The following is a 25,301-nucleotide window of genomic DNA, read 5'->3' on the forward strand; positions in this document are numbered from 1 at the left end:
GCCCTTCCTAGACTACAAAGGTTTTCTATCACGCTGAAAAGAAGACAAAGGGCTAAAATCAAGATCATTTTAGCCCTTTGTCAACAATCTGGAACTTCCCTTTCTAAAAAAGGGAAGTTTTTTTGCTTGTTACTGGAAAAATACCAATTAATGTCGATAGTAATATAGCAGGAAAAAAAAGGAGGATTTATCGATGAAAAAAATCATGTTTGCTTTCTTTCTATCATTGCTTCTCGTATTCCCAACATTTGCACATGCAGAGGAAACAGGGGCAGTACCAGCTTCCGTTCAAGTAACAAGTGTCACAGCAGCCGATAGTGGATTAGTGAATTACGGCTATGGCAGTAAATATCGCGTGGGTTCTTATTATCCAGCTACTTTTAAAGGAACACTAAAAGATACAAGTGGAAATCTCATGCCCAATCAGCCGATCCAGCTTTATTTTGAAGCAGCAATTAAATCATATGCTCAAACAGCGACAGGCACAACAGACGTAAATGGACAATTTTCACTAACGATTCAAGTTCCTTCAGGTGCAGGCTACCTTACATACAATAATGCAGGCTGGTCTACACATTACTATGATATCGTTCCAGTGACGTTCACTTCAAATGACATCAAGCTATCATCAAATGTCACAAGTGTTTACCATTTGGCATATACATTACGTAACTAATCTGCTGGGGGAGACGACTTGGCTGAAGCCTTGTCGTTTTTTTCATAGAAAAAAGGATGTCATCATGTGACATCCCTTTCTTTTTGTTAGCAAACCTGCTGGGCGGCAACCGAAAGAGTCGATAAACAAACACTCATGAGCCGTGACTCCCAGATTCGATCGAGCGTTTACCTTTTAGTTCTGAGCTTTGATGGATAAGAACTTTTACACTTGAACGTTGATCCTTGAACCTTCAGCTTTGAGCTTTTATCAAGGATCATCCAGAGATGATCAGATGAGGAGGGAATGACCTTTCCCTCGGAGGTGTTTAGTTCTATCGATTTTCGGCTCACTAACAAAATTGATTAATCGATCTGTATTTTCGTTAGTGTATTGCTTTCTGACAAGGAAAAATCAACTTCCATTTGAAAATCCTCAATCTCGGTCGAAAGCTTTTCAATCTTCACTCGAAGACGAAGCGGATCGATGATCATCGCCTCATTTTCAGCGAGGAACGACTTGACGATCTCTTGGTTGGCAGCCGCTTGTGTTTTTCCGTCTTTTCCAAACAAGGTTTCTAAATGCTGGTCGAGCCTCTTCTTCACATCTTCATTGGTTTGTTCTGCTTTGTCTACTAGCTCTGTGTACACCTTTTTCAATTTCCGTAAATAACGAATATCGTATTCTATCGACGTCTTCCGTTCAATCGCTTCTGCCACCGTCATGCTGACACCCGCAACATCAATCGTTGTCGTCGCATTAGACACAACGATGGCTGATTTGATGGCATTCCGGCGTTTGATTAATGCTTGAATCGATTGGTCATCAGCCTTCGCCTTCTTTTCGATGTCTTCTTGATGTTGAAACCCGTGCTGTATATGTTTCCCGATCATCAATCCACCAAGTACGGCTTCATCAACGGTTCGGTTGATTCTCTTGTCTAACATTTTCAGTTCACTTAATGCTCTTGTAATGGTCATTTCCATATTAGTGACAACTCCCTTGGTTCATCCTGAAAATCATAGATTCCTATCATATACCAAAGTGTGCTTCTTTTACTAGCGATATCCTTTTTTGTCAAACTGTTTTTGATAGAAAAAAACCTGGCGTTATACACCAGGTTCTTCACGCTTTTTCTGAATCCAAGTTGTCACATAATAGGCAGCATAGCAGAGCGCGATGAAAGGGATGCCGCAGATAAGGGCAATCCGCTGATTTGGATCAAAGGCAATGCCGATCACAGAGGCAAGACACAGGAAGAAGGCAGCAATCGGAACCACTGGATAGAGCGGGGTTCGAAAGGAAAGATCATGGAGCTGTCCGCCTTCTTGTAAAAAACGTTTCCGAAACATAAATTGTGAGGCAGCAATCCCCATCCACACGATCACAACGGCCAGTCCTGAGATCGAAACAAGGACAAGGTATACCGTTTCTGGTGCGATGACACTTGATAACAAAGAAAGAATCCCGCCGATCATACTTAAAATCAGTGCATTCAAAGGAATTCCTTTTGATGTTAGCTTCGCCAGTTTTTTAGGCAGTGTCCGTTCCTCAGAAAGTGACCAGAGCATACGGGATGAAGCGTATAGTCCAGAGTTTGCGGCAGATAAGATCGCTGTCAAAATGACAAAATTCATGAAATCTGCGGCATATGGGATCCCGATGTGATCAAACACCACAACAAATGGACTTTTGATCACCCCGGCTTCTTCCACTGGGATCAAGCCGGCTAAGACCACGATTGTTCCAACGAAAAACAAGACAAGACGCAGTACGGTAGTGCGAATCGCTCTTGGAATGGTCTCGTCAGGATTGACGCTTTCACCCGCAGCAATCCCAATTAACTCCGTACCTGAAAAAGCGAAATTGACGGCCAGCATCGTCATTAAAATTGGTAAAAAGCCGTTTGGGAAAAGTCCACCTTCCCCGGTGAAGTTAGAAAAGAATGGAGCGGCCTCACCGCCCTTTAACGGAATCAAGCCAAACATCGCAGCTCCGCCAAGAATAATAAAGAGAATAATAGCCATTACTTTAATGCTGGAAAACCAAAACTCTGATTCTGCAAAAAACTTAACTGTAAACGCATTGAGTAAAAAGATAAGAAGAGCAAAGACGCCGCTCCACATCCAAACCGATGTGTCCGGGAACCAGCGCTGCATTAAAAGCCCTGCCGCTGTAAATTCCGATCCGAGTGCGACTGTCCATGTCAGCCAGTACAGCCAAGCAATTGTGTAGCCTGTGCCGGGTCCAATATATTTTGTTGCATACGTATGAAATGCCCCTGTAACCGGCATTGCAACAGACAGCTCACCTAAACAGAGCATCACGAGGTACACAATTAATGCCCCGACAAGATAGGCAAGAATCGTTCCCGCAGGCCCGGCCTGACTGATGGTATACCCAGAGCTTAAAAAGAGCCCTGTTCCAATGACGCCGCCTAGCGAAAGCATGAACAGGTGGCGGCTCGTCATTTTTCGTTGATATTGTTGTGACTCATCTTTTGCTTGTTCCATGTCTTCCCGCCCTTTTGCTTAAAAGTATGTGTGATGATTCATGATGCTATGATGTGGTTAGTTTTAAGATGTCCGTAATATCTTCTGGGGTTGTCCTGCAGCAGCCGCCGATGATATGCGCGCCGTCTTGATACCATTGATGCGCACATTCACCGAATGTATGCTGAGGCGTATCTCCGCTCCATACCTTTTCTTCAGGATCATATAATTCTCCTGAGTTTGGATACACGACAATCGGCTTGCTCGTCCCCTTTTTCATCTCTTGAATGAGAGAAGAGATAAATTGCGGCGGCGTACAGTTTACACCAACAGCAGCGATCTGTTCATAAGGTTCCAGTGCTTGTACACATTCTCTGAGCAAATCTCCTTCACTAATATGAAGGTCGTCCTTCGCGCTGAATGTAATCCAAGCAGATACACCACTGAATTCATCTTGCAGCAGCTTTGCAATGGCCGTTGCTTCAATGAGACAAGGGATCGTTTCACACGCAAGAATATCTGCACCAGCTTCTACTAATGCTTGAATCCTTGGTCTATGAAAATCAATGAGTGCCTGCTCTGTGAGTCCGTAATTTCCTTTATATTCTGAACCATCAGACAAATAAGCGCCGAATGGCCCCACAGATCCTGCGACAAATGGTTTTGTCCGCCCTTTACGACGCGCTTCATCTTGCCAAAAAAGATCGCGTGCCTCTTTTGCTAAAGTGACAGATCGTTTCATTAGTTCAATGGCTTCTTCTTTTGAATAGCCTTTTTCAGCGAAGCCATCAATCGTTGTTTGGTAGCTCGCTGTTGTGGCACAGTCAGCTCCGGCTTGGAAGTAATCCAAGTGTACTTGCTGAATCAATTCTGGCTGTTCAATAAGTATTTTGGCTGACCATAAACTGTCGTTTAAATTGCAGCCCTTTCGTTCAAGCTCTGTTGCAAGTGCACCGTCTAAAATTAAAGGTGCGTGAGCCTGTAAACGGCTTTGAATAGGATTCATCGAATTGAACACCCTCCTTTTTAGTCGGAAATGATGGATATGATATGAGGCAGTAGTTTAAATGACTAAAGTGTTTTTGTCAAGGAGAGGAAAAAGCATGTGACCGCGGAAAAACCCTGAAAACATGCGGGTTTACATGCATAAACATGCAGTCAAAATAATAGAAAACCAAGTCATTGACAGCCTCTAAAAAGAGATATATATTATGGAAAGGTTCATTTCAGAAAGCTTCGTCAAAAGGCGCTGTCTTTTGATTTTTTTTGTTCAACGACTGTCTTCTTTCGTGCAGAAAGAGGGTTTTTTATATGCTTAAAAAAGGAGGAAAGAAGAAATTGAAAAAATGTGTAAAAGATATCGCAATGATTCTAATTGGTTCTTTTTTATTTGCCGCCGCAGTGAACATGTTTGTCATTCCGCTTGAATTTGGTGAAGGCGGTGTAACGGGGCTGTCCATCATTTTCTATTATTTGTTTGAAATTGCACCATGGCTGACGAACCTAGTGTTTAATGCCATCCTGCTGCTTGTGGGGTATAAATATTTGGACAAGAAGACGACGATTTATACTGTGGTTGCCGTCGCGAGTAACTCCCTATTTTTACACCTGACCACAACATGGGTCGTGAATGTTCACGAATTGATCATTGGAGCCATTTTCGCAGGAATCATTATCGGAATTGGGATTGGTCTTGTGCTAAGAGCAGGCGGTACAACGGCGGGTTCTGCCATACTCGGGAGAATTGCCAACAAGTATTTAGACTGGAACGTGAGCTACGCCATCTTGTTCTTTGATCTGATCGTCGTATTTGCTTCCTACTTTATTATTGGTGCGGAAAAATTAATGTTCACGATTGTGATGCTGTACGTGGCAACAAAGGTGATGGACTTCGTGATAGAAGGGCTTAACACGAAAAAGGCAGTAACGATTATTTCTTCATGCAAAGATGATATTGCCGAAGAAATCAATCACACCTTGGATCGAGGCGTGACGATTTTAAACGGCCGCGGTCATTATTCAAAGGAATCGAAGGAAATTCTCTATGCAGTCATTCAAAAGCAAGAGCTTATGCGCCTAAAGAAAATCATCAAGAAAATTGATCGGGATGCATTCGTTGTTGTCCATGACGTGCGTGATGTGTTCGGAGAAGGATTTGTGAATATATAAAAACGAGAAGACCCCATTCCATTAGGGTCTTTTTTTTATACTTGATACCCCTTGTCACATGATACTATGTAATGTATAGTATAAATGGTTAGGAGTTGTAATCATGAATGCACAATTAAAAAAAGGGTTGCTGGAATTCTGTGTACTGGCGGTATTAAAGAAAGGCGATTCCTATGGTTATCAAATGATTAAAGATATGTCCCATTGTATTGAGATTTCAGAATCGACATTATATCCGATATTAAAACGGTTAGAACAAAACAATTATGTAGAGACCTATTCCCAAGAACACAATAGTCGATTAAGAAAATACTACCGGATGACAAAAAGCGGCCGTGAGCATATGGCGCAGTTTTTAGCGGAATGGGATCAAGTGATGGCGATTTACGACTTTATTTCTGGAGGACAGGGCAATGAATAAAAAAGAATTTTTAGCCAGCTTAGAGAAGCACCTGCATCGTCTAGGCGAAAAAGAAAGTGATCGGTTCATCGAGTATTACGATGAAATGATCGAGGATTATCAGGAAGATGGATACAGTGAACAGGAAGCGGTCGATCAAGTCGGGCAGCCTACCATCATCGCTGAAGGGATTTTGAAGGAACAAGGAATCAAAACCGTTCAGGTGCCGACGTTTGGAGAAAAAGCCACAAGGCTCTCCATCCTCATTTTAGGCTTTCCGTTATGGGGTAGTATTCTAGCAACAGTCTTCCTGCTGATTCTTTCTGTGTATATGGTGATTTGGTGCATTCCGCTCGTGACAGGTACAATGACGCTAGTTGGTCTGCTCGGAGGTTTTTGGAGCATCATTGGTTCTCCATTTATCTTTCAGGACGGTTTGCATGTGGTAGTGACGCAGATTGGCGTTGGTATTCTTCTATTAGGTGTCGGATTATTATGCGGCATGGCCACGGTGTATTTGACAAAGCTATTTGTTCAAATGACTGTTCAAACCACTAAGGCATTCATGGGAATGTTTAAAAAGAAGGTCGTGAGAATATGAATGTGAATGATTTAAAAAAGCAATGCATCAAATGGGGGATCATCTTCACCGTTGTCGGGGGAATTGTAATGGTAATTGGTTTTGGACTATCAGGCTTTGACCTAGATGCATATCACAACAATGACCAGAACAATGTGTTCCGCACCATCAATTGGAGCAAGCCATAAAAAGAAGACAAAGGGCTAAAATCAAGATCATTTTAGCCCTTTGTCAACAATCTGAGACCCGCTTATGCGGGTCTTTTTTTCGCTCGAATCACAAAGAAGAAATAACAGCAAAGTGCACCTAGTTCACAAAGCATAATAATCAGACCCATTGGAAAGGCTGTTTGGCTTCCGGCTAGTCCGACAAGAGGCGTCATGCAGGCGCCTAGCAGCATTTGTGCCACACCAATGAGTGCGGCTGCACTTCCTGCATGTGCGCCGTGATGCTGCATCGCAAGAGACGGGGCAGAGGTGCCGACAATTCCAACGCTTGAGACCACAAAAAAGAGCGGAATGAGAATACCATACAACCCTGCATCAATGGAGATCATCAAAAATAAGGTGACGCCGCCTAAGGCAGCTATCAGCAATCCAATGCGAAGAACCTTCTCTTCGCCGATTTTAGCAGCGACGCGGGCAAATACTTGTCCAGCCGTGATGATCCCGAGACTATTCACCGCAAAGGCAGCACTGAATCCTTGTGGAGAAAGGTGAAAAAGCTCCTGAAGCACAAATGGTGAGCCAGAAATATAAGCAAACATCGCTGCGAATACAAGACCTTGGGAGAGGGCATACCCAACAAAGAGACGATCACTCGCTAAAATCTTCATGGCACCAACAATCTGTTGAAAGCCTCCTGTCTGTCTGCGCTCCGCAGGTAAACTTTCTTGAAGTGAAAAAATGGATCTCAGCAGCATCAAGGCCCCGAGAATTCCTAATAGAACAAATACACCCTGCCATGTGGTAAAGCGTAACATCTGTCCGCCCACGATAGGTGCAGCTGCCGGAGCAACCCCGTTGACCAACATGAGCAGTGCAAAGAATTTCGTCATTTCTGAGCCTTCATAATGATCACGCACAATGGCTCGTGCAATGACAATGCCTGCTGAACCAGCGAGCCCTTGAATCAATCTTAAGAGGATGAACGTCCAAATCGACGTGACCACCGTACATAAAAGGGATGCGGCGATAAAAATGATTAAGCCGATCATCAGCGGTTTTCTTCTGCCGATCGTATCACTGATAGGGCCTGCAATCAGCTGTCCAAGCGCCAGTCCAATCAGACAAGCCATCAGACTTAATTGGGACAAAGCCGTGCTCGCTTCAAAATCACGTGCAATATTAGGTAAGGCAGGTAAATACATATCCATTGCAAGCGGTGCAAGGGCTGTTAAAGACCCAAGCAATGCAGCAAGGAGAAATCGGTTTTTTTTCGATTCTTGGGGATAAGATAAAGAATTCATATGATCATTACACTCCTCGTATACTTCCTCAAAACAGCATAATGAATCAAGCGCTCCTTTTCAATGGAAATTTTCAAAGAGGATTCCGTGCAAAATGATTGATCTTTCGAATGAGACTCTTTACATTGAATGAGTAGAGAAAAGAACAAGGTCATCGACATGCAGTATTTGCATGATACGTATATCTAGCAATAGAGAGCAGGAGGTGCTGACATGGAGCAGCAAGAGCTGATCATTCGTCAAGCAGTCAAAGAAGATCATGAAGCGATCAGACAAGTACTAATCAAGTCCTATTCGCAATATGAACCTCAATTTACAGAGGAAGGCTGGCAAAATTATTCTGCTGCGCTTGCAGCAGCTGTAGATAATCCGAACATGGAGCTGATGCTTGTGGCGGAGCTTGAAGGTAAGGTCGTGGGGACGCTTCAAATGTTCCGGTCATCAGAGCAAGCGTATGACAAACCCGAAATGGGCATTACATCAGCCATCGTCCGGTTTTTAGGGGTAGATCCCGATGTCAGGGGAAAAGGAATTGCAGAGTCATTGTTACGTAAAAGTATTGAACTCACGCAATCATGGGGCGAAAATGTTCTGTACCTTCATACATCTGATAAAATGCAGGCTGCCATTCGTCTATATGAAAGAATGGGCTTTGAGCGTGCACTAGATAAAGAATTTGTGAATCAAAATGGGACGCATGTCAAAAGCTATCAATATGTCATCCAAAAAAAACAGCCGGCTGGTTCATCACATCACGCGTAATAAAAGGAAGAGCACGTCCCCAATGGACAGCTCTTCCTTTTTTCAATTTACGCCCACATTACAAGCGCCCAATATGATACCAACCACGAGATTAAACCGAACATAACAAAGAATTTTAACATGTGCTCATAAGGAGATAGCTTTCGTTCTCTCTTTGTTTTCACCAGCCGCCAATAAAGGGCATAGCCACAAAAAATGAGGATGATTTGTCCAAGCTGTGTAAGGTTCTCAAGAATCGAGATTCCGTTCATTTATTTCACCTCATCATAGGTCTTCCATATGTGAATGCAGCAACCCTTTATTTTTTCAAAAAAAATCGGTGTATACTGGAAAGAGAGAAACTAGATGCAAGAGGGAGTTGTGACATGGTGTTTTCGCTACATGCGGATCGGTGGGATGAAGTAATCGAGAGAAAAATCAAATACGATCAGAAGGTTGTGGAACATACGTGTCAGCTGTTAGATGTTCAGGGACAGCAGGCTGTACTTTTTCACAAGATTGAAGACACGTTTACGATGAGGGCAGGCGATGGTAGTCTGACCATTCCAAAAGGGAGCTATACGACCGCCTATTATTGGAAGGATCGACCTTACAATATTTACTTCTGGAGGGATGATCAAGGGAAGGAACTTGGGTCTTATTTTAATATTGTAGGGAATACATGGTTCAACGGCCAGCTGGTCATGTTTGAAGACCTTATTGTTGATCTTCTCGTTCTTCCGAATGGTGATTTTTTTGTATTGGATGAAGATGAGTTGCCGGAGATTTTAGCGGATTTTGAACAAGGTTCAGTGCGCCGGGCATTAGAGGGTGTGATGGCTTCGTTAGAAAGCATACTCGATCAAGTGAGGGCAGATGTCGAAGGGAAATATCATCACAGCTTGTTTGCGCCGCTTTTGAAATAGAAAAAACGATTCCTTTCAGCGAGGAATCGTTTTTTCTGTTACACCTTGATACGGTTTAATCGTTTTTGTAAACTGGTTTTCGTTTTAGAAGCTTTTAGCTGTTTGACAGCGGTTTGCGCTGCTGCTTTTGTTTTCTTCGTTCGTTTGGTTTCCGCTTTTTTGACCTTTTGTTTGGCGTCTGTCACTTTCTTTTGATAGGCGACCTGTTTTTTGACTTTGTCGAGCCGATTTTGCAGGCTTGTTTTTTCTTTGCCTTTGTTTAACTTTTTGATGGCCGCTTGTGCGCTTTTAATGGCGCCTTGTGTTTTGCTTTTTTCGGCTGTTTGAACCTTTGCACGTGCCAAGCGGATATCAATGGTTCCTTGTACCTTTTTCACCCGTTCAGTGAGTGCTGTTTTTTGTTTACTTGCAGTGAGTCGGCCAATTCTCGTTTTGGCTTGATTGACATCTGCCTGCTTTTTAGAAGTTTCGGCTGTTTTGACAGCGCTAGTCGCAGCCTTCAAAAAGCTTGATTGTGCTATATATTGCACGCGGCCATAGCCGAATTGTGGATCCTTTCCTTTTGCGCCAAGATCCACTGTATAGCTGCGTAATAAGGTGCGAAGCTGAACATTTGTTTTCTTCGGGTGAAGCTGCTTCAACAGTGCCAGCATGCCTGTGACATGCGGTGCAGCTTGTGATGTACCTGTTGCATACCAATATTCATTTTTTAAATAAGTGCTGATGACGTTCTGACCAGGGGCAGAAAATTCAATACCTTTCCCTGTATTTGAGATAGACGCGAGTTTGTCTTTGTCCGTCGTTGCAGAAACGGCAATGACGCTATTGTACGCGGCTGGGTAGCTGATATGATTCTTCTTCCCATCATTCCCGCTTGCAGCGACCACAAGCAGTCCTCTTTTGTATGCTTCATCCACTGCTGAACGCAAAATAGGGATATTGTCTTCAAAACCTAGACTTAAATTCATAATATCCATCTTGTTGCTAATGGCCCAATCGATTCCTCGAAGCAGGCTGTACAAGTCGCCTTCTCCCTTTTTATCTAACACTTTTACAGCATATAGCTTCGCACCAGAAGCGACGCCGACTGTGCCATAATCGTTATTGAGCGCACCAATCGTGCCTGCTACATGTGTGCCATGCCCTTGATCATCTTTATAGGAAGTTGTGTACTTCACAAATGATTTACCGCCGGATATCTTTAAATCCTCATGTGGAGAAATTCCAGTATCTAAAACAGCTACCTTCACATTTTTCCCCGTGACGCCTTCTTTTATCGCTTGCTTTACATTCAGCTTTTGCAGGTTGTAAGATTTTTGAACCAATGCATCCTGATTCGTAGAGGCAGCGGTTTTTTTCATCGTAGAAGAAGCGAGTTTGACCTTTATGTTTTTTGAGACATACGCGATGTTTGGATCTTTTTTGAGTGACGTGACCGCTTGTTCATCTGCTGTCACAGCGACAGCGGGAAGATGTATGTACTGTGCGTTCACTTTTTCACTTTCTTCAATAGCTGTTTGCTTTCCTTTTTGGTTTTTATAGACGATGATGACATCTGTTTCTTTTGGCGGTACAGCTGCCTGCGAATGGTAAGGCAAGGCAGTTGTCAACGCAAGAAGAAACGCGATGACTACGACGATTTTCTTTTTCAAGGCGATAGCCCCTTGCATACGATGACCTCCGTCTTTTTTTCTCTATTATATCGGAGAAATGAGAAGGATGGTTAGAAGAATCATATTGTTTGTCAGAAAGTTTTTTTACAAGTAACCTGAAATTGAAATTCATACAAATCTAGTAGACAATAGAGAGATCATAATAAGAGAAAGTAGGATATGCTGATGGACGTAAAAGAGTATATGACATATGATGCGACAGGCTTGGCAGCACTTGTACGGAATAAGCAGGTAACGCCAGACGAGCTTGTACAAGCTGCATTTGCTAGATTGAATGAGGTCAATCCTGAACTAAATGCGGTGATTCAGACAAGACAAGATCAAGTATTAAAAGAAATCAAGACATTACATACGAATCAGCCGTTTGGGGGCGTTCCATTTGTACTGAAAAATATATCGCAAGGACTGGAAAATGAACCGCTGACAGCAGGTGCTGCATTGTTAAAGGATGTAAAGGCAAAAACGGACTCCCACTTTGTCCAGCGATTGAAGCAGGCTGGATTTCTCATGATGGGACATACAAACACACCAGAATTTGGATTAAGGAATGTAACAGAACCTGCTTTACATGGTCCAACGAGGAACCCTTGGCATCCTGACTATTCCCCTGGCGGTTCAAGCGGCGGGACGGCAGCAGCTGTTGCAAGCGGCATCGTACCTGCTGGTGGAGCAAGTGATGGTGGAGGTTCCATTCGGATTCCAGCATCCTTTACAGGTTTGTTCGGTCTCAAGCCAACAAGAGGAAGAACGCCGGTAGGACCAGGCGCAGGAAGGCAGTGGCAAGGGGCATCCATTGACTTTACACTAACAAAGACAGTGAGGGACAGTGCAGCTCTTCTTGATCTGCTTCAAGTCATTCAGCCTGAAGCAGCTTTCCAAACGCCATTATACGACGGCAGCTATCAAGAAGATCTAGTGAAACGTACATCTTCTATGCGAATTGCTTACAGTGTAGAATCACCAGTAGGTACGAAGGTCAGTGAGGAAGCGAAGCAGGCGGTGCAGCAAACAGTGAAATGGCTGAGTGATCAAGGGCACCAAGTAGAAGAAGCAGGGCCTGCAATCGATGGGATTCATCTGATGCAGCAATACTACGTCATGAACAGCGGAGAAATGTCTGCATTATTCACGTCCTTGAATCGTTCATTAGGACGTCCAGTCAATCCGGAGGAAACAGACATCGTGGCATGGGTGTTGGCGGAGGCTGGCAAAAATGTAACCGCAGCTGCTTACACAGAAAGTCTTGATGCATGGGATATGGCAGCTGCACAAATGGCGTCATTTCATCAAACCTATGATCTCTTTGTGACACCAGCGACTGCCTATTCTGCTCCTAAGGTTGGTGAGTTGATGCATTCGAAAGAAGAAATCACTGAACTTTTACGTGTGTCATCTCTCTCAATGCAAGCGCAGCAGGATCTCATTTATGACATGTTCTTAAAGAGTCTGACCTACACACCATTTACACAGCTTGCCAACTTAACGGGTCAGCCTTCTATGAGCGTTCCTGTTCATCTCACTAAGGCGGGCATGCCTTTAGGGGTACAGGTAACAGCACCTAAGGGGAAAGAGGATTGGCTTCTTCGGCTTGCAGCAGAAATGGAGACATCTTCGATTTGGAAAGGAACAAATCAACTCATACGTTGAAACGACATTTGTCTATTGGAGGGAAAGGAGTGTCACACGTGAGTACGAAGGATAGAATTATTCAAACGGCCGCACTTCTTTTACGAAAACAGGGGTATCATGCGACAGGATTGAATCAAATCATTAGAGAGAGCGGCACGCCTAAAGGATCTCTTTATTATTATTTTCCAAACGGAAAAGAAGAGCTAGCCATAGCAGCCGTTGAATATATTAGTCAAAAGGTCATCGATCGAATTGAAGAAAGCTTTGCCTATTCGGATGATCCTTATATCGCCATCGACCGCTTTATGACAAATATCATTCGGGGATTTACGGAGCAAGAAAATGAAAGAGGCATTCCGATTGTCTTGCTGGCGGCAGAATCCAAGCCAGAACATACGCAGCTTCATACTGCATGTAAACAAGAAATGATCCGCTGGCAAAAGCTTGTGAAAGAAAAGCTCATGAACAGCGGATATGAAGAAAACAAAGCGGATGAGCTGGCTTCTCTCCTTCATTCAATGGTGATTGGGGGTCTATCGATGACCACCGCACTCAAACAAACGACCCCGTTAGAACATGTGAAATGTTACCTTAGACACTTATTTATGCGAGAAGAGTAAAATCTCTCGCATATTGTCTATCTATTATATCAATTGGTCTATATAATAAAGATAGTCAATTAGTCATGAGGAGTGATGGGATGTCGGAGCAACCGCAATCGATCAAGCAATCCGAAGGAACCTCTTTTTATACCGTGTCTGGTTCAGGGAAGCTGTATGGGCTGGAAAATCAGCTTGTTCATGTGCTGGCAGAAGCAAATCAAACGAATGAGCTGTTTGAGCTTGTCTTAATCACAGGTGGGAAAGGAGCTTATTTTCCACTTCACTGTCATGAGCACTTATTTGAAACCATTTTTGTGCTGGAAGGAAAGCTTGAAGTGATCTTGGACGGTAAAAAATATATGGTCACAGCCTTCGATTATATTCATATCCCGCCCAAAACGATCCATGGCTACAGAATGCATAGTCACAAAACAAGATTTATTTCATATACGTTGGGCGGACAAATGACAGATGTCTATCAGCAAATTGGGAAAAGGCTTCAGCGGAACGAATGGCCGATGACCGATCATGCTTTCGATGCAGACAGCTTTGAACAAGCTGAAAAAGAAAGCGATCTCATATTGATGCATGGTATCAGGCAGCTGTCAAATACAACTAAGCCCTCCGTATTATTTCATAGTCAGCTCCCTCAGGCGGTGCAGCCCTACGTATTAGAGGCTGGTGAAGGGAAGCAATACATTATTGATGGTCAGCTTCATGAGCTGATCGCAACAACAGAAACAACTGGAGGCGGATTCAGTCATTTTGTGATTGAAGGCGCGAAAGGAAAGTATTTTCCTCCGCATTATCATCAAGTACATACAGAAGCACTCTATTGCGTTGAGGGAAAAATGAATCTTCAATTGAACGGAGAGGATATATGCCTGATGCCGGGTGACTTTGCCTATATACCGCCGGATACAATTCACTCTTATGAATTCGTGTCCCATTCTAATAAATTTTTGCTTTTACTGCTCCCTGGAAAGATTGAGCAGTTGTATGAGCAATTTGAAGAATCACAAAGCCCGAGTATATGTCCTTATTTTATTCAAGAAGGGAACTTGATGATTGATCGAGAGACTTCCTCTCAATATGATTTGGTCTTTATCGAAAAAGGATAAATATGTAACGCGTTACACATGATTGAATAAGCGCCTGTCGAACCGATCGACAGGCTTTTTTGTTTTTTAATAATCCTGATCTGATGAATGAACCATCCATTCAAGGTAAAGCTATGTACAGATGATTTTCGCTAAAGGAGGAAATGCATGTGAGAGCTGTTACTTATCAGGGGAAAAATAGCATTGCAGTGAAGAAAGTAGATGCGCCATCTATTCAAGATCGGGAAGATGTGATCATCCGAATGACATCAACAGCAATTTGTGGATCTGATTTACATTTGTATCAGGGTAATTTCCCGCTTCCAATCGGCTATGTGATTGGGCATGAGCCAATGGGGATTGTGGAGGAAGTTGGACCGGATGTCACGGCAGTGAAAAAGGGAGACCGTGTCGTTATCCCATTTACCGTTGCATGTGGTCAATGCCAATATTGTCATCACCACTTAGAAAGCCAATGCGACAACTCAAACCCGCACTACGATTCGGGTGGACTTTTTGGATATAGTGAGAAATATGGGAACTACCCTGGAGGACAGGCAGAATATTTACGCGTGCCTTTTGGAAATTACACCCCGTTTAAGATTCCAGGTGATTGTGAGCTTGAGGATGAACAACTGCTGTTCTTATCGGATGTTCTTCCAACTGCTTATTGGAGCGTGGAGCACGCCGGTGTGAAAAAAGGTGATACGGTCATTGTGTTAGGCTGTGGACCTGTTGGGTTAATGGCACAGCAATTTGCATGGCAAAAAGGGGCAGAACGTGTGATTGCGGTCGATTACATTGATTACCGTCTGCGACATGCAAAGCGGATGAGCGGCGTAGAAGTATTTGATTTTACAGAAGACCCAGACATGGGAGAAACGTTAAAGGAGCTCACCAAGGGTGGAGCCGATGTTGTGATCGATTGTGTGGGAATGGACGGGATGAAATCGCCGCTTGAAAAAATTGAGCAGAAACTCAAGCTGCAAGGCGGAACAATTGGACCGATTCAAATTGCTACAAAAGCTGTTCGGAAATGTGGAACGGTTCAGCTGACTGGTGTGTATGGGGGGCTGTACAATATGTTTCCATTAGGCGCTTTTTTCGCAAGAAACGTCACGCTGAAAATGGGGCAGGCCCCAGCAAGAGGGTACATGTCAAAGCTTTATCAAAAAGTGACAACCGGTGAAATTGATCCTAGAGCAATCATCACACATCAATTGCCGTTAGATGATGCCGCTCATGCGTATCACATATTTAATGATAAGAAGGATGATTGTATAAAGGTCATTTTAAAGCCATAAAAAAGAAGGCTTAGGTTTATCCCTAAGCCTCAGCGTGTAGACAAACCCTCGCATTCGGTGTCAGGTCTGCGTTCCGGTGCTCACGAATCTAAATTCGCTCCGCTCCGGTACTCGTCCTTCCTAGACTGCAAAGGTTTTCTATCACGCTGAAAAGAGGACAAAGGCTTAGGAATTTTCCTAAGCCTTTAATGTGTGCTCGTCCATCATTTTTTCGATTAATTCAAAAAATGTTTTTTTATCTTCTTCTGAAAGGTGGTCGAACAGCTGATTGACAAGCAGCTGGCGGTTGTCGATCATTTGTTTTGCAATTTGTTCACCAGATTTAGAGAGTTCAATCCACACAGTACGGCGGTCATTATTATTTCGAGAGCGGATAATCAGCCCTTCATCTTCTAAGTGATTGAGAGCGGTTGTTGTTGCAGAGGGAGATAATGAAACTTCCTGCAGAATATTTTTCACAGTACATGATTGATGACGATAAATGATGCGTAAAATAAACCCTTTCACATTCGTGACGTTTTTCGGGATGTTCTCTTCATCTATTTGTTTCGTCGCCTTTAAATACTTTGTCAGCGCATGGTCTAATAAACTTGCCTCTAGCTCGAAATGTTGCATTCTCCATACCTCTTTTCCTATTGCATTCGCATTTTCCGATCAATTACTAGGTCTATCTTATCATAATAGTTATCATCATTTAAACCAAAATGGAAGACGGCTATAAAATTACCTATATTATCAATTAATATAAAGAATAATTCCAAATTGAAATGATTTTACTTTCAGCTGGTTTTATTTTAGAATGTGAATGAGATAAAATCTGCCAATCCATTCACTGGAAATTGGCTTTTGTAAATCAAACGTTTGGAGATGAAGATATTGAATACATTACAGGCATTACTTAACGACAGAATGGAACGCTCTTCACAAATTGAAGCGGTAACTGGCGGGGGTGTGTCTTATACATTTGAAGAATATGCAAAACGCATTGACCAGCTCGCTCATTACTTACATCAAAAGGGGATTCGAAAAGGGGATCGTGTTTGCTTTATTTGTCAAAACCATCATCACTTTTCAACGATTATGCTGGCAGCCATTAAAGCAGGTGCAGTCGCAGTTCCGCTTAGCTGGCAGCTTACTTCCTTTGAGCTGGAAGGTATTTTGAAAAAAGCAGAGCCAAAGGCTTTATTATTTGACCGTGAATTCCGTGACATCATTGCGGCAGTGAATGTGTCTTTAGAAGATTGCCTGATGGTGGAATCCGGTGTCAATGCGAAAACAACACAGCTGTTTGAAGACATTTTGGCTTCAAATGATGGAAGTAACCTTGCTGAAGAGGTATCAGAAGAGGATCTAGCGATGATTTTATTCACCTCTGGTACAACGGGGAATCCAAAGGGCTGTATGGTCGGACATGGACGAATCTATCAATTTTTAACAAGACATGGGAATCGAGGTTTCGATCTGAAAGGAAAACGGTACTTGGCGAGTCACCCTCTGTATCATATGAGTTCGATTAATCACCTGATCGCAGCTGCGATTGAAGGGTATACGCTCGTCTTCTTACATGATGCAACACCGAAGCGTATTTTAGAAACGATTGAGAAAGAAAGAATTACGTTCATGATGGCTTTCCCATCAGCTTACACGTACATGCTAGAAGAAATGAAACGCGGTTCGTACGATCTCTCATCTTTTGAAATTGCGATTTCTGGCGGTACGAAGGTGCCGGTACGCTTAATTAAAGATTACAAAGAAGTAGGCATTCAGATGATGCATGGCTATGGAAGTACCGAAGCATGGGTTGTGAGTGCGTGGCATCCAGCGATGGGCGAGGATAAAATGGGCTCTGCAGGTAAAGTGGATCCGGATGTAGAAGTGAAAATCATGCACCCTGAGACAGAGGAGACATTGCCAGCTGGAGAGATTGGCGAAGTCGTTATGAGAAGCCCATTTTATTTCCTAGGCTACTATCATCAGCCTGACGCTACAGAGAAGGTGCTGAAAGATGGCTGGTTCCATATGGGGGATGCAGGGTATCTAGATGAAGACGGTTTTCTTTTCATCACAGGGAGATACAAAGATGTGATTCTGTACGGCGGGGATAATATCTATCCTGACCAAGTAGAAGAAGTCATTGATCAAATTCCAGGTGTGATTGAATCAGCTGTCATTGGGGTACCGGACGAATTATATGGTGAAGTGCCAAGTGCGTATATCGTAAAAGACGATTCCGTCGATTTTTGCGAAAAAGATGTTGTGAACTATTGCCAGGAACGTTTGGCAGATTACAAAGTGCCCTCCATCCATTTCATACAGGAGCTGCCAAAGAATAAGCTTGGTAAAATCATGAAGAAAGATTTACGTGAATTGGTTGTGAATGCGTAGTGCCTATTCTGCTATAATGAAATTTGAATGATTTTCTGTTTTTCTAACGTTTTGGAGGGAAAGGGTTTGCGACATATTCTACGTAAGAAACACATTCACGATTTGTTAGAACAGAGCAGGCAGCAAAAGGTAAAGAAAACGCTGGGCGGGCTCGATCTCACGCTCCTTGGTATAGGGGCAGTGATCGGCACGGGGGTCATGGTGTTAACCGGAATTACAGCGGCTAAGGATGCAGGGCCGGCTGTCATTTTTTCCTTTGCTATCGCAGCGATTGTGTGCAGTTTGGCAGCACTTTGCTATGCAGAAATGGCTTCAGCGCTGCCTGTATTCGGCAGTGCGTACATTTATTCATATACAACGATGGGTGAGCTTGTCGGGCATCTAATGGGATGGACGTTATTGTCCGTTTATATGCTGACTGCTTCAGCTGTCGCCAGTGGCTGGTCGAGCTATTTCAACAGCTTGCTTGAGGGGTTTGGGATTTCAATCCCCCATCAATTTTTAGCGGGACCGGAACAAGGTGGATATATGAATCTGCCAGCTATTATCATTGCCTTACTGATTGCGTGGATCTTATCAAGAGGAACGAAAGAAAGTAAAAAATTCAATAATATCATGGTGTTTGTGAAACTCGGTATTATTGTTCTTTTCATTGTAGTAGGCGGGTTTTATGTACAGCCATCCAATTGGCAGCCGTTCATGCCGTTTGGTGCAGAAGGCGTCATTGCCGGTGCTGCTGCTGTGTTTTTTGCCTTCTTAGGATTTGATGCGATTTCTGCTTCTGCAGAAGAGGTGAAAAATCCGCAGCGGAACCTGCCAATTGGCATTATTGGCTCATTACTCATTTGCACGATCATTTACATTGTCGTTTGTTTGATTATGACAGGTATGGTGCACTATACAAAACTGAATGTCACAGAGGCTATGTCCTATGTCTTGCAAAGTGTACATCAAAATAGCGTAGCCGGTATTATTTCTGTCGGTGCGGTCATTGGATTGATGGCTGTGATTTTCGCCAATAATTATGCAGCAACTCGAATTGCCTATGCGATGGGACGAGATGGTCTTTTGCCGAAAGTGTTTTCGAAAATAAACAAAAGCGATACGCCTGTTGCAAGCATATGGATGATTGGCGGCATGACAGCTGTTATTTCAGGGTTTATTGATTTAAAGGACTTGTCCAATTTAGCGAATATCGGTGCTTTATTGACGTTTGCAATGGTGAGTTTATCTGTGCTCATTTTGAGAAAGACACATCAGCAGCTTGAGAGGGGATTCCGGGTTCCATTTGTGCCGGTCTTACCTATTATTTCAATGGGCTGCTGCTTGTTCCTTATGCTCAACTTACCAGGCCGGACGTGGCTTTACTTTGGCGTTTGGCTGTTAATCGGTGTCGTCATGTACGCAGCGTATTCAAACAAACATAGTGAATTAGCGAAATCTTCATGAGAAAAAGGTGCAAATCCGTTGACGGTTTGTGCCTTTTTTCATACGATTTGGGATAAGCTATAAAAGAGAAGATGGACGGAATAAGAGGAGGATGAGGGGTATGATTAGTGTTAGTCCTTATATTGTGGTAGACGATGTGAAGGAATCTCTTCAATATTATCAAGGGATTTTTGGCGGTGATATTCATATTTTAAATGAACATCAAGACCGTGTGCTGCATGCAGAACTGCACCTTGGAGAATCGCTGCTTCACTTTTCAGATACGTTTGACCACACACCAAAGCCTGAACATCTCAGATTGATTATGCAGTTTGACAATGAAGAAGAACTAAAGGCTGTATATGAAGCGCTAGAAGCTGATGGAGATGTACTGGTCGAATTACAGGATACGTTCTTTGGGGCACTTCACGGACAAGTACAGGACCGCAAAAATGGGTTGATCTGGGTGCTGAATTATATGAAATAGACGAAGACCTTCACCATTGTGAAGGTTTTTTTGGGAGTGCTTTTATTTTCTGAAAAATGGAAAATATGCTATGTTGGAAGAATAAAAGAACAAGGAGAAAGGTGGCAAAGGGATGGAGCAAATTGAATTTCAATCAATCCAAACAAATGGTGTAACACTTCACACAGCAATGGCTGGACCTGAGGATGGCCCGCTACTTATACTGCTGCATGGATTTCCTGAGTTCTGGTACGGCTGGAAGAACCAAATTATGCCCCTGGCTGAGGCAGGCTATCGTGTCGTCGTTCCTGATCAAAGAGGCTACCATCTAAGTGATAAGCCAGAAGGAATCGAATCCTATGTATTAGATCAACTGAGAGATGATATCGTAGGGCTGATTAAGACGCTTAGTCCGAATCAAAAGGCGATTGTGGGTGGTCATGATTGGGGCGGGGCAGTTGCATGGCATTTGGCATCCACACGTTCTCAATATGTAGAGAAACTAATCATTGTCAACATGCCGCATCCGCGGGTGATGATGAAGGTTCTTCCATTTTATCCCCCGCAGTGGAAGAAGAGCTCCTATATCGCATTCTTTCAGCTCCCGAATGTGCCAGAGGCAGCTCTCCAGGAAAATCACTTTCAAAAACTGGATGAAGCCATTGGGCTGACTGCAAGACCCCATTTGTTCACGAAGGAAGATATATTAAGCTATAAGCTGGCTTGGACGCAGCCAGGGGCCATGACCTCAATGCTGAATTGGTACCGCGCCATCAAAAAGGGTGGCTTTGAAAAGCCGATATCAAAGCGCATTCTAGTACCTGTTCGCATGATCTGGGGGATGGAGGACAAGTTTTTAAGCAGAAAGCTGGCGAAGGAAACGATGAAGATTTGCCCAAATGGTCAGCTGATTTTTGTCGATGATGCCTCTCATTGGATCAATCATGAAAAACCAGAAGTGGTGATCAAACTCATACTCGAATTTTTGAACTAAAGAAAAAAGCTCTGGTCAGAGGACCAGAGCTTTTGTGATTTACCCAATATGATTCTTTTTCAAGGAAGCAGGTTCGTCGTCCCAGCATTCAATTTTCTCATTGTTTGGAACGGCATTTTTATAGAAGACAGGATCCTTGCCTTCTTTTTTCTGTCTCGTATAATCCTTCAATGCTGCAAAGGCGACCTTAGACAGCATGGTAATGGCGATGAGGTTGACGATGACCATGAGTCCCATGAAGAGATCGGCTAGACCCCACACGAGAGGAACAGTAGCAACTGCACCGAAAAGAACCATTCCAATAACGGCAATTCGATAGATGTTAAGCCAAACTTTGTTGGCTCCAAGGAATTCAATGTTCGTTTCACCGTAGTAATAGTTACCGATTAATGTACTAAAGGCGAATAGGAAAATCATGATAGCAAGGAATCCAGAGGCCCATGGTCCAATGTGCTGACTGAGTGAAGCCTGTGTTAATTCAATTCCTTGCAGGTTCGTTGTTTTGTATGCATCAGAGAACAGGACAAGGAAGGCTGTGCTTGTACAAATAATTAATGTATCTGTTAACACGCCAAACGCCTGGATTAATCCTTGTTTTACAGGGTGACTTGTCACAGCTGTTGCTGCTGCGTTAGGTGCACTACCCATACCAGCCTCATTCGAGAAAAGACCGCGTTTAATCCCTTGTAATAATGCGCCGCCTAATGTTCCACCAGCGAACTGTTCAAACCCGAAGGCGTGTTTCACAATCGTACTGATGACACCAGGAAGTTCAGTGATATTTGTCACAATAACAAAGAATGCAATTCCGATATAAGCTAGAGCCAGCACAACGACAATGTATTCAGAAGCTTTTGCAATGGCTTGGATTCCCTTGAAAATAATTGCTGCAAAAATAACAGCCATCACAATACCGACTGTTAAACGGTCTAATCCAAAGGAGTTTTCAAAAGCGACAGTGATTGTATTTGATTGCACCGCATTAAAGACGATTCCAAAAGAAATTGTAATCAGAATCGCAAATAAAATTCCCATCCAGCGCTTGTTTAACCCTTTTTCCATGTAATAAGCAGGTCCACCGCGGAATCCTGTTTTATCTTTCACTTTATACACTTGGGCTAACGTACTTTCAACAAAGCTTGAGGCAGAACCGATAATCGCTACGATCCACATCCAAAAGATTGCCCCAGGTCCACCAATTGCAATGGCGATGGCAATCCCTGTGATATTTCCTGTTCCTACACGTGCCGCCATACTGATGGCAAATGCTTGGAACGGTGATATCCCTTCTTTTTCTTTTCTTCCTTCTTTCAGGACACGCACCATTTCTTTAATCATTCTCACTTGCAGGAAGCGTGTTCTATATGTGAAGTAGACCCCAACTCCAAGTAACAGAGCAATGACAATATAAGTCCAAATAAAATCATTTGTATGTGTTAAATAAGATAGCAAAGCTTTTTCGTTCATAACATCACCTCTTCGAATTCATGACTGTTCATTTTAAAAAATACTGAGATCCCACTCTTTTGCGAGCTTTTTCAGCATCATGACACCGGTAATACTATTTCCGCAATCGTCAATGGCGGGACCATAAATACCGATTCCGCAGCCTGTCTGAAATGGAAATTCTCTTCTTGCGCTTGGCGGAACGCAAGCCATAATTCCTCCAGACACACCACTTTTGGCTGGAACGCCTACGAAAGCAGCAAAATTACCAGACGCATTATACATGCCGCATGTCAGCATCAATGCCTTTGTTAGTCTTGCGATATCTTTTGGAATGACTTGGACCTGTTTAAAGGGATGATAGCCATCACTTGATATAATCAGCCCAATCAAGGCGATGTCCTCTGTTGTAACCTCGATGGAACATTGCTTTAAGTACACTTCTAATGTGTCCTCGACATCTGATTCTAAATAATTGGTTTCTTTTAAGTAATAAGCAAGAGCACGGTTGCGGTGCGCAGTTGCCCATTCTGATTGATAAACCTCTTCATTGACAGATGGACGCTTTCCTATTAAGTTTTCGATTAAATCGAAAATATATGCTAGCTTTTCTGTAGAAGTCTTTCCGGGAAGGATGGAGGATACGGTAATAGCTCCAGCATTAATCATTGGATTAAAGGGCTTCCCTGGTTTATGCATCTCAAGACGATAGATGGAATTAAATGCATCACCAGTTGGCTCTACATCTACCCGGTCCAAGACGTAAGGAACGCCTCTTCCTAAACAGGCAGCTATAAAGCTGATGACTTTTGAGATACTTTGCAGGGTAAAGGGAACGTCCCAATCACCATATCGTACAGATGATCCATCTGGGCCTATCACGCTGATACCAAGTTGAGAGGAATTCACTTTTCCGAGTGCTGGAATATAGCCAGCGTTTTGTCCATTTTTGTAATACGGACGAATTTCTTCTGCCCATTGATCAACAGAAGACTGGCATGCGTGTTGTGTATTATTAGAAATTGCTGTTTTCATACGATTCCTCCAATCAAAAATCAAAAAGTACCCTATTGAATTGGCGGATGACAAAAAATGCGATCAAATAGGCACGAAAACATGTTACACATCTTCAAAGAACTTGTCATGCGCTGCTTGTACCACTCCTTTACACCTAAATATATGTTCAAATGAAGGCTTTGGCGGCGAAAAAACAAAAAGGGTTTTTAGTGAAAATTCAGAAAACGCTTACATATAGTTTCACTAAAATTGTTCATTCAATTTATCTTGGAAACTACACAATCTGACGAAAATCTACAGAAAAACTTACAAATAAAAAATCGGTTTGTCGCTTATTGTCTAAACAATTCCCATTATTGTAGACAATATCCAAAATGCTGAATAGCTGAAAGGTCACCATGCCGTCTCGGTGAATAGTCATAAAAAAGGATTTTGAGGAAAGAAGGAGCTGTGAAAATTATTTTTTTGTACGTTGTGAAGAAAAGAGTCTCCTTGTATACTGTGGCTATGCAAAAAGGGGAAGGGATGTCAGTCATTTGAGTTTAAACCAGCTTGTTAAAAAAGACGCATTCATATTAATTTTTATGGTGGTGATTGTGCCGCTTGCAGGAGAACTGAAGTTTTATCCTGTGAATGAGACGTTCCGGATCAGCTTTGGGGCACCTGCGTTTTTCTTTTGTTTATTACTCTTAAGGAAATCTAGACCGTTCTTGCCCGGGTTTTTAACAGGCGCAGCCATTGTGCTTTTTCGAGTAGGTTTAGATCTGATGCAGCATCATGCTGATCTCGCTGCATCATTTTATCAGCAATTCCCAAGTTTCTTTTTCTATTTTACATATGCATTCCTGTTCTTTGCCGTCCGTACGGGACGTTTTAAACAGCGCTCTATTTTTATTGGCATCATTGGTCTCATGATTGAATTAGTGGCTGATTTTGTTGAGCTCTTTGTACAATTTTTAGTGTTTGATACGACGATGACGCTATCAAAGCTGAGTGATATGTTTCTCATTGCGTTTGCTCACAGCTTTGTCGTAATCAGCTTTTTTAATATGATGAAGCTATATGAGGCACAATCAAGAGAGAAGCAAATCATGAAACAAAATGAGCATATGATGATGGTCATTTCAAATTTATACGAAGAAACGGTTCATTTAAAGAAAACGTTAAAACATACAGAGCACATTACGCAAGAATCATACAGGCTTTATCGTCTCTTGCATGAACACGAAGCAGGGAAGAAAGTGAGTCAGGAGCTATTGAAGCTTGCAGGAGAAATCCATGAAGTGAAAAAGGATAATCAGCGTATATATGCTGGGCTTTCGAAGCTAATTTCTAAGGAAAATATGCAAGACTATATGAAGGCAGAAGAACTCGTTCAAATTGTACTCCGCATTCAAGAAAAGTATGCGCTCTCTCTAGGGAAAAACATCTCCTTTATATCTGATATAAGAGGCATTCATTTGCATGATTATCATGTGTTCATTTTTTTATCGCTCATTAATAATTTAATGGCAAATGCGGTTGAAGCCATAAAGGATAACGGAATGATCTCACTCGTATTGAAAGGAAGTCATGATAAAATAGAGATTCGGATTGAAGATGATGGCCCGGGGATTCCTGAAAAAATGAGAGAAATAGTATTTGATCCAGGCTATACTTCTAAATTTGATGCATATGGAACACCATCAACTGGGATTGGCTTATCCTATGTGAAAGAGCTGGTTAAAGAGCTTGGCGGTACAATTAAAATCGAACAAAGAGAAACAAAGGGAACAGCTTTTCAGCTACTCCTTCCTATACAAAATTTAATACAGAGAGGGTGAGTG

25 protein-coding genes are annotated in these 25,301 nt (G+C 42.7%); 16 read left to right on the plus strand and 9 right to left on the minus strand.

All coding sequences use genetic code 11. The features are described 5' to 3' along the window. Positions 1 to 193 precede the first annotated feature (193 nt). Positions 194 to 676 carry a hypothetical protein gene (locus MKY83_RS01400; RefSeq protein WP_044139209.1) on the plus strand — a complete coding sequence of 161 codons (483 nt, stop codon included), beginning with the start codon at positions 194 to 196 and terminating at the stop codon, positions 674 to 676. A 344-nt stretch (positions 677 to 1,020) separates the two neighbouring features. On the opposite strand, the gene MKY83_RS01405 is transcribed toward MKY83_RS01400, so the two are convergent. The 3 genes from MKY83_RS01405 to mmuM all read right to left on the minus strand — a co-directional run bounded on the left by MKY83_RS01405 (position 1,021) and on the right by mmuM (position 4,153). Next, entirely contained in the window at positions 1,021 to 1,641 is a 621-nt protein-coding gene (locus tag MKY83_RS01405; protein WP_342487993.1) for a hypothetical protein, read from the minus strand. Positions 1,642 to 1,764: 123 nt separating this feature from the next. Further along, positions 1,765 to 3,168, minus strand: coding sequence for an S-methylmethionine permease (gene mmuP / locus MKY83_RS01410; RefSeq protein ID WP_065098714.1), 1,404 nt, complete (start codon positions 3,166 to 3,168; stop codon positions 1,765 to 1,767). A gap of 46 nt (positions 3,169 to 3,214) precedes the next feature. After that, positions 3,215 to 4,153: a homocysteine S-methyltransferase gene (gene mmuM, locus MKY83_RS01415; RefSeq protein ID WP_044139212.1), complete on the minus strand. Its 939-nt coding sequence runs from the start codon at positions 4,151 to 4,153 to the stop codon at positions 3,215 to 3,217. A gap of 332 nt (positions 4,154 to 4,485) precedes the next feature. Here mmuM and MKY83_RS01420 point away from each other — a divergent pair, with 332 nt between their 5' ends. From MKY83_RS01420 to MKY83_RS01435, 4 genes are all read left to right on the plus strand, one after another. Further along, entirely contained in the window at positions 4,486 to 5,316 is an 831-nt protein-coding gene (locus MKY83_RS01420; protein WP_034320763.1) for a YitT family protein, read from the plus strand. Positions 5,317 to 5,419: 103 nt separating this feature from the next. Continuing rightward, positions 5,420 to 5,737, plus strand: coding sequence for a PadR family transcriptional regulator (locus tag MKY83_RS01425; protein WP_003217253.1), 318 nt, complete (start codon positions 5,420 to 5,422; stop codon positions 5,735 to 5,737). Further along, positions 5,730 to 6,317: a DUF1700 domain-containing protein gene (locus MKY83_RS01430; RefSeq protein WP_044139213.1), complete on the plus strand. Its 588-nt coding sequence runs from the start codon at positions 5,730 to 5,732 to the stop codon at positions 6,315 to 6,317. Before MKY83_RS01425 ends, MKY83_RS01430 begins: the two co-directional genes overlap by 8 nt. Beyond that, positions 6,314 to 6,484 (plus strand): hypothetical protein, encoded by a 171-nt coding sequence (locus MKY83_RS01435; RefSeq protein ID WP_181462024.1) that lies wholly within the window; start codon positions 6,314 to 6,316, stop codon positions 6,482 to 6,484. The genes MKY83_RS01430 and MKY83_RS01435 overlap by 4 nt, the downstream gene beginning before the upstream one ends. Before the next feature lie 62 nt (positions 6,485 to 6,546). On the opposite strand, the gene MKY83_RS01440 is transcribed toward MKY83_RS01435, so the two are convergent. After that, positions 6,547 to 7,764: a multidrug effflux MFS transporter gene (locus MKY83_RS01440; RefSeq protein WP_044139214.1), complete on the minus strand. Its 1,218-nt coding sequence runs from the start codon at positions 7,762 to 7,764 to the stop codon at positions 6,547 to 6,549. Between the two features lie 213 nt (positions 7,765 to 7,977). Here MKY83_RS01440 and MKY83_RS01445 point away from each other — a divergent pair, with 213 nt between their 5' ends. Next, a complete protein-coding gene (locus tag MKY83_RS01445; RefSeq protein WP_126741900.1) occupies positions 7,978 to 8,526 on the plus strand; it encodes a GNAT family N-acetyltransferase in 549 nt (182 codons plus the stop codon). 47 nt (positions 8,527 to 8,573) lie between these two features. Here the strand turns inward: MKY83_RS01445 and MKY83_RS01450 are convergent, their stop codons facing one another. Beyond that, complete coding sequence (locus MKY83_RS01450; protein WP_106066558.1) at positions 8,574 to 8,777, minus strand: hypothetical protein; 204 nt, start codon at positions 8,775 to 8,777, stop codon at positions 8,574 to 8,576. A gap of 114 nt (positions 8,778 to 8,891) precedes the next feature. Between MKY83_RS01450 and MKY83_RS01455 the strand changes: the two genes are divergently transcribed. Continuing rightward, complete coding sequence (locus MKY83_RS01455) at positions 8,892 to 9,431, plus strand: DUF402 domain-containing protein (RefSeq protein WP_185847344.1); 540 nt, start codon at positions 8,892 to 8,894, stop codon at positions 9,429 to 9,431. Between the two features lie 38 nt (positions 9,432 to 9,469). Here the strand turns inward: MKY83_RS01455 and MKY83_RS01460 are convergent, their stop codons facing one another. Next, complete coding sequence (locus tag MKY83_RS01460) at positions 9,470 to 11,083, minus strand: S8 family serine peptidase (RefSeq protein ID WP_260564610.1); 1,614 nt, start codon at positions 11,081 to 11,083, stop codon at positions 9,470 to 9,472. Between the two features lie 186 nt (positions 11,084 to 11,269). On the opposite strand from MKY83_RS01460, the gene MKY83_RS01465 reads away from it, so the two are divergent. The 4 genes from MKY83_RS01465 to MKY83_RS01480 all read left to right on the plus strand — a co-directional run bounded on the left by MKY83_RS01465 (position 11,270) and on the right by MKY83_RS01480 (position 15,739). Next, positions 11,270 to 12,751: an amidase gene (locus MKY83_RS01465; RefSeq protein ID WP_185108598.1), complete on the plus strand. Its 1,482-nt coding sequence runs from the start codon at positions 11,270 to 11,272 to the stop codon at positions 12,749 to 12,751. A 38-nt stretch (positions 12,752 to 12,789) separates the two neighbouring features. Further along, entirely contained in the window at positions 12,790 to 13,353 is a 564-nt protein-coding gene (locus MKY83_RS01470) for a TetR/AcrR family transcriptional regulator (RefSeq protein WP_065098837.1), read from the plus strand. 80 nt (positions 13,354 to 13,433) lie between these two features. Then, entirely contained in the window at positions 13,434 to 14,456 is a 1,023-nt protein-coding gene (locus tag MKY83_RS01475) for a quercetin 2,3-dioxygenase (protein WP_065098719.1), read from the plus strand. A gap of 149 nt (positions 14,457 to 14,605) precedes the next feature. Beyond that, on the plus strand, positions 14,606 to 15,739 hold the full coding sequence (locus tag MKY83_RS01480; RefSeq protein ID WP_126741897.1) for a zinc-dependent alcohol dehydrogenase: 1,134 nt from the start codon (positions 14,606 to 14,608) through the stop codon (positions 15,737 to 15,739). Positions 15,740 to 15,916: 177 nt separating this feature from the next. On the opposite strand, the gene MKY83_RS01485 is transcribed toward MKY83_RS01480, so the two are convergent. After that, complete coding sequence (locus tag MKY83_RS01485; protein ID WP_126741896.1) at positions 15,917 to 16,354, minus strand: MarR family transcriptional regulator; 438 nt, start codon at positions 16,352 to 16,354, stop codon at positions 15,917 to 15,919. A gap of 261 nt (positions 16,355 to 16,615) precedes the next feature. On the opposite strand from MKY83_RS01485, the gene MKY83_RS01490 reads away from it, so the two are divergent. The 4 genes from MKY83_RS01490 (at position 16,616) to MKY83_RS01505 (ending at position 21,012) form a co-directional block, all read left to right on the plus strand. Next, the gene (locus MKY83_RS01490) at positions 16,616 to 18,124 is read left to right on the plus strand and encodes an AMP-binding protein (RefSeq protein ID WP_113768643.1); all 1,509 of its coding nucleotides are present in this window, start codon (positions 16,616 to 16,618) and stop codon (positions 18,122 to 18,124) included. Between the two features lie 66 nt (positions 18,125 to 18,190). Beyond that, positions 18,191 to 19,573 (plus strand): amino acid permease, encoded by a 1,383-nt coding sequence (locus MKY83_RS01495; RefSeq protein WP_113768644.1) that lies wholly within the window; start codon positions 18,191 to 18,193, stop codon positions 19,571 to 19,573. Between the two features lie 100 nt (positions 19,574 to 19,673). Further along, positions 19,674 to 20,039 carry a VOC family protein gene (locus MKY83_RS01500; RefSeq protein WP_044139223.1) on the plus strand — a complete coding sequence of 122 codons (366 nt, stop codon included), beginning with the start codon at positions 19,674 to 19,676 and terminating at the stop codon, positions 20,037 to 20,039. Positions 20,040 to 20,151: 112 nt separating this feature from the next. Continuing rightward, positions 20,152 to 21,012: an alpha/beta hydrolase gene (locus MKY83_RS01505; protein ID WP_126741893.1), complete on the plus strand. Its 861-nt coding sequence runs from the start codon at positions 20,152 to 20,154 to the stop codon at positions 21,010 to 21,012. 39 nt (positions 21,013 to 21,051) lie between these two features. Here MKY83_RS01505 and MKY83_RS01510 read toward each other — a convergent pair whose 3' ends face one another. Next, positions 21,052 to 22,479, minus strand: a complete 1,428-nt coding sequence (locus MKY83_RS01510) for an alanine/glycine:cation symporter family protein (RefSeq protein WP_065098724.1) — start codon at positions 22,477 to 22,479, stop codon at positions 21,052 to 21,054. A 33-nt stretch (positions 22,480 to 22,512) separates the two neighbouring features. Continuing rightward, a complete protein-coding gene (locus tag MKY83_RS01515; protein WP_008342152.1) occupies positions 22,513 to 23,493 on the minus strand; it encodes a glutaminase in 981 nt (326 codons plus the stop codon). Between the two features lie 518 nt (positions 23,494 to 24,011). Here MKY83_RS01515 and MKY83_RS01520 point away from each other — a divergent pair. Next, a complete protein-coding gene (locus MKY83_RS01520) occupies positions 24,012 to 25,298 on the plus strand; it encodes a sensor histidine kinase (RefSeq protein ID WP_126741892.1) in 1,287 nt (428 codons plus the stop codon). The last annotated feature ends 3 nt before the right edge of the window (positions 25,299 to 25,301 follow it).

Origin of the sequence: Bacillus sp. FSL M8-0266 (genome assembly GCF_038613425.1) — a bacterium.
Taxonomy (GTDB): Bacteria; Bacillota; Bacilli; order Bacillales; family Bacillaceae; genus Bacillus; species Bacillus pumilus.